This window comes from Paenibacillus thalictri, assembly GCF_004307995.1.
Taxonomy (GTDB): domain Bacteria; phylum Bacillota; class Bacilli; order Paenibacillales; family NBRC-103111; genus Paenibacillus_AF; species Paenibacillus_AF thalictri.
Window position 1 is genome coordinate 1 of record NZ_SIRE01000058.1, and the last position, 5,430, is coordinate 5,430.

The window sequence follows — 5,430 nt, forward strand, 5'->3', positions numbered from 1 at the left end:
CTTCACCGGCGAGAGCTTCCGACTCAAACAAGCGATGGAACGAATTCCGCAATAACTCATGTTAACTGGCAAGTGACCTCGGCATTTTTCGCAGCAAAACTCAGCATTTTTCATTTGCAAAAAACAAAGGGTAATCAGCCGGACAACCCTGCGAACCTAACCGCGTCGCGGCCGGCAGCTAAAGCTGCCTTAAGGTTCTCGGATTCGTGAACTCGTAAAGGGAGAATGCATATGCAATTAGAAACTAGTAAGATTCAATTGGAAATGAAGAATATCTCGGGATCTACGTTCAAGAAAGTGAATGCGCAAGAATTAGATTTTGACAATGTAAATCTGTCAAAAACCAAGGTAAATAATGCAAATATGAGTGAGATGACATTAAATGATGTAAATGCATCTAATTGTTACTTAAGCGATATTAATTTCACAAAGACAAGCATCAAGAATGCAAACATGAGTCACATGAGTATTGAACATATTCATTTAATAGGAACGGAGTTTTCTAATATTGTACTTCCTGTAGAAGGAGACGGAAATTACATACCTGATGAATCTTATAAACCTATTAAATTTAAGAACTGTAATTTGACAAATATGGAGATTATAGATTGTGACATAACAGGGTTAAAGATTAATGGGATATTAATAGAAGAATTATTGAAGAAACTATAATAAGAATTTTTGAAAGTTATTCTAAAAAGGCACTGGCGTCATATAACACCGTATTCACGCTGCGGCTCCTGACGGAGCCTTGGTCCGCCAGAAGATAAATCGGGGAAGTGGATTCAGGTAGATAACCCTGCGAACCTAACCGCGTCGCGACCGGCAGCAAGCTGTCTTAAGGTTCTCGGGTTCGTGAATACAGAGAACGTTATGTGAAAGAACCAAAATATTTTTAGAGACCATAAAAAGAATACGGGGAATAACATGAAGAAAAAAATATTGAGGATATTTCCCTTCTTGTACAGAGTCAGGGTCCAACAACTTATTTTGAAGAGGCACATTATCAATTTAGATCCCAGAGTGCACTATGCACTTAGTAAAAAATCGAAAATGTTTAGTCATATTTGTAAGAGACATAAATCTATCTTAAGAAGGGTTTTAGGTAATTCTGATCCAATTTTACAAGAAAATAAAATAATAAATTTACGAATAGCTCTTCAACACGTTAATGGAATAGTTATTAATCCTGGTGAAACCTTTTCATTCTGGAAGATAATTGGAAAGACAACAAAAAACAAAGGATATATTGAAGGACTAATGCTATCGCATGGAGAGGTACGCGTAGGTATTGGGGGTGGGCTTTGCCAACTAGCTAATATGTTATTTTGGCTTGCTCTTCATACGCCTTTAGAGATCAAAGAAAGACATCATCATAGTTTTGATATATTTCCTGATGATAGAAGAGTTATTCCTTTTGGAACAGGCACAAGTGTTTTTTATAATTACGTTGACTTACAATTTTTTAATCCAACGAACTTTAGATTTCAGTTCAATCTTTTACTTTCGGATGAATATTTAGAAGGAACGGTATGCTGCGATAAGGAGTTACAATTCCTATATAAAGTGACTGAAAGAAACCATAAATTTTACCAAGATGAAAGTAAATGGTTTCGAGGAAATGAAATATGGAGACAAGAAATAAATAGAGAAGACGATATGATTGGTCGTGAAGAGTTAATTATTGTAAATCATGCTGAAGTGAAATATATGAAATCAAATAATTGAAGGTCATCGGTTTGTAAACTCGAAGAAGTCGGTTCCTTCGGATAACATCGTATTCACGCGGCGGCCCTTACGGCCCTTGGTCTGCCAGAAGCTAATACAGGGAAGCATAATCAGGCAGACAACCACTGCGAGACTAAGTCTTCGACCCGGCGCTGCTGCGCCTTAAGCCTCCCGGGTTCGTGAATACAAGAGACGTAATACGACAATCTATGAAATACATATTTAGAAACCAAAAAGTAATAAAACCAATACAATATAAATGACAGATAAAGGATTTGATAACTTAAATGATCGATATGGACAATCTTATTAAATTTGTAAAGCCTTATTATGCTGACAAAGATATAATGCATGATTTAAGTCATATTGACAGATTGATTAATTCAGCTAACAGACTTTTAAAGTATTACCCTGAAATATCTGACCGTAATTTAATTTTATACGCATGCTATTTTCACGGTTTTATCTATTTAGAAGAAGAATTAATCAGAGAATATTTGGAAATAAAAGGATTAAATAGCGAATATATAGAGAAGATTATTAAGATTTCCTGGGAGTCCCAAAAAGACGAGATACCTGAAACGTTAGAGGGAAAAGTACTACATGACGCCCATATGATTGAGGGTGGAAAAACATATCTAATAGTGAAATCTTTATGTACAGGGACCGCAAGAGGACAAAGTCTAGAACAAACTTTAGAATACTTCGAGAAGTATGTGCTTGGTAAGAGAGAATGTTATTTACCTGAAGCTCAACCTATCTATAAAGAAATGCAACAATTCGCAAGTGAATTTTTAAGCGATTTGAGAGATGGACTCAAGGAAGAGTAGATCGTCGTATAACACCGTATTCACGCTGCGGCTCCTAACGGAGCCTTGGTCCGCGGGAGATAATTCGGGAAGTCGAACCGGGCGGACAATCCTGCGAACCTAACCGCATCACGGCCGGCAGCTAAAGCTGCCTTAAGGTCCTCAGGTTCGTGATACAGAGAACGTTATAGGAAATCAGCGCAAATAATATAACCATTAAAAAAATTTAAAAATGCACAGATGGGAGATGAAGAATATTAAGCTTGTCATAGATTTAGATAACACATTACTTGATGCCACTACGCCTCACTTAAAATACTATAATCAAGCTTCAGGGCTAAATTACACAGAAGAAGATGTAAACGATTTTTATATCTACCGTTTATACAACTGGAATCAGGAAGAGCGAGATAAGGTTTATAACCAGTATGGGTATACAATCCACGGGGAGTCAATTCCATATTTTCAATCGATAGAAACATTAAATCAATTATTCAACCAACATCATATAACAATTATGACTGCACGTCCTACGCAATTTCAACAAGTTACAATTAAATGGTTAGAGAACTATGGTGCTAAATATCACAATTTAGTTTTTACAGAGAGTAAATATAATGAGTTCAGAAACATCGGGGCAGATGTGTTAGTGGATGATGCCCCGCATTATGCAATGGAGTTTTCTCAAAAGGGCACGCCAGTAATCTTGTTTAATCAGCCATATAATAATCAAATCAATAACTCTTATATATATCGAGCAACAAATTGGAAGGCAGTAGAAGAACATATCAATTATCTAGTGGATAAATAAAGTGTTTACGTATGTCGAGGAAGACGCTGACATCCTATAACACCATATTCACACCGCGGTCGGCTCGCGCTGACCTCGTTCTGTCCGAAGATAACGCATGGAAGTGTAATCAGACAGACAACCACTGCGAACCTAACCACGGTCGCGGCCGACAGGAAGCTGCCTTAAGGTTCTTGGGTTCGTAAATACAAGAGACGTTAGGTGAAAATGCCGATATCTTATAAAATTGATTAACTATGAGAGAGGGTTCTAAGATGCCTATTATTACAAACAAGAAAGGCGATGTGTTTGAAGCGTTTTTGGAAATTTCAGAAGATGATCTTAAGAGCACGAAATTAGATTATCCCTTAACACATGCACTTGTTGTTGCCAAGTATGAAAATAAGTATTTGTTAATCTATAATAGATGGCGGCAGGAATGGGAGGTCCCTGGAGGAATAATCGATGAAGGGGAGTCTTGTAGAGAGTGTGCTATAAGAGAGTTATTTGAAGAGACGAATCAAAGACCCGCAAACATATATTTTAATGGACTAATGAAGTTCAATCTACATAACGGAAGAACCGAATATGGAGCTTTGTATAGTGTAAGTATTGAGAAAATAGGAAAATTTACCAGTAACGATGAGGCGCTAGAAATTGCATTTTGGAACGGAATAGATGAATTTAATAACATTAATGAAATTGATAAGAAACTATTAGAATACTATAAAGATTCTTGTAAGTAATTCGAGAAGCCGTCAGCATCATCTAACATCGTATTCATGCTGTGCTCCCCGGCGGGTCCTTGATCTGCCCGAGACATTTCGGGGAAGGAGTCAGGCGGATAACCTTGCGAGGCTAGGTGGCGGCACTACGCGACCTTAAACGTGAGTACAAGGACGTTAGCTGAAATTGCCTAAACAGTTTAAAGGGCGTGAGACCATGGACAAAAATGCTCGACGAATACGTATCGAGCAATTAAAGAAAAAAATTAAAACGGAAAATCCAAATGCTTTATATCAAGAATGTGTAGATGCGTTAGGAGGATCTACAAGAATTTGCAGTCAAGATCAATCTATTAGAATTGTTGCTAGTTTGGTTTTATCATTTCCTTTTACGAAATGGGGCCGAATAGACTGGGAATCAATAAATAGAAGATTTGTAATTAAGAAAATTGAAGAAGTATATCAAATAGAAGAATTTAATAATGACGAAGAGTACTTAATTATCTGGGATGAAATGAATTTACCAGTGATTGAAAGTTTATTTAGTAGAATTATTCGTAATTATGAAGATGTCACAGCGGTAGGTTTTAATACCTGGATAGTAAATAGAGAAATGAATAGAATTATTGAAGTTCATCATGAAGGTGAAATCAATGTTGGAATAATTAATTGAAAGTATGTTCGAAGAGGCAAAATCAGCTGCACCGTATTCACGCCGCGGCTCCTGACGGAGCCTTGGTCCGCCAGAAGATAATTCGAGAAGTGGAATCAGGCGGGCAATCCTACGAACCTAACCGCGTCGCGGCCGGCAGCAAGCTGCCTTAAGGTTCTCGGGTTCGAGAATACAGAGAACGTTATACGAAAGAACCTAAAATATATCGGAGGCCAACCATTGATGAGAACTCAACTAATACTAGATGTTGGCGGCGTGATAGTCACTAATTTTTCTACAACATATTGGGTGGAGATTAACCAACTTTACAAGACTCCATTTAATACGATTAAAGAACTAATTAAGAATGAAGTTCGAGAAGCTTTATGGACTGGATATATGAGTGAACAAGAATTTTGGGAATGGCTTAATACACATTGTAAGGCAGCAATTGAGCCTAACACTGCTAGAGGATTACTGAGGAAACATTTAGAACTATTACCAAGTGTTAATTACATTTCTGAATGGAGTCAATCAGCAGATATCCATCTCTTAAGTAATCACCGCCATGAATGGATTTTTGATTTATTAGAACCGATTGTGAATGTCAATGAAAAAGTTGACCACTGCGCTAATCAAAAAGTTGACCACCCGGGCAAAATGAAAACCACAGCTATGTGGTTAATTTTTTCATGAGCGCAAGGCTTGCATGCTCTGCTTGAAGCG

The 5,430-nt window shown here is 37.3% G+C and carries 7 protein-coding genes; all 7 read left to right on the forward strand.

Annotation, left to right across the window (positions count from 1 at the left end; all coding sequences use genetic code 11):
* The first annotated feature begins 231 nt into the window (after nt 1-231).
* The 7 genes from EYB31_RS39710 (at nt 232) to EYB31_RS39740 (ending at nt 5,400) form a co-directional block, all read left to right on the forward strand.
* The gene (locus EYB31_RS39710) at nt 232-672 is read left to right on the forward strand and encodes a pentapeptide repeat-containing protein (protein WP_131019114.1); all 441 of its coding nucleotides are present in this window, start codon (nt 232-234) and stop codon (nt 670-672) included.
* Between the two features lie 381 nt (nt 673-1,053).
* On the forward strand, nt 1,054-1,728 hold the full coding sequence (locus EYB31_RS39715) for a VanW family protein (protein WP_240763233.1): 675 nt from the start codon (nt 1,054-1,056) through the stop codon (nt 1,726-1,728).
* 287 nt (nt 1,729-2,015) lie between these two features.
* Nucleotides 2,016-2,558, forward strand: a complete 543-nt coding sequence (locus EYB31_RS39720; RefSeq protein ID WP_131019116.1) for an HD domain-containing protein — start codon at nt 2,016-2,018, stop codon at nt 2,556-2,558.
* A 226-nt stretch (nt 2,559-2,784) separates the two neighbouring features.
* Nucleotides 2,785-3,348 carry a 5' nucleotidase, NT5C type gene (locus EYB31_RS39725; RefSeq protein WP_165452850.1) on the forward strand — a complete coding sequence of 188 codons (564 nt, stop codon included), beginning with the start codon at nt 2,785-2,787 and terminating at the stop codon, nt 3,346-3,348.
* 236 nt (nt 3,349-3,584) lie between these two features.
* Nucleotides 3,585-4,073 carry an NUDIX domain-containing protein gene (locus EYB31_RS39730; protein WP_131019118.1) on the forward strand — a complete coding sequence of 163 codons (489 nt, stop codon included), beginning with the start codon at nt 3,585-3,587 and terminating at the stop codon, nt 4,071-4,073.
* A gap of 196 nt (nt 4,074-4,269) precedes the next feature.
* Nucleotides 4,270-4,725, forward strand: a complete 456-nt coding sequence (locus tag EYB31_RS39735; protein WP_165452851.1) for a CDI toxin immunity protein — start codon at nt 4,270-4,272, stop codon at nt 4,723-4,725.
* Nucleotides 4,726-4,947: 222 nt separating this feature from the next.
* Nucleotides 4,948-5,400 carry a hypothetical protein gene (locus EYB31_RS39740; RefSeq protein ID WP_131019120.1) on the forward strand — a complete coding sequence of 151 codons (453 nt, stop codon included), beginning with the start codon at nt 4,948-4,950 and terminating at the stop codon, nt 5,398-5,400.
* The last annotated feature ends 30 nt before the right edge of the window (nt 5,401-5,430 follow it).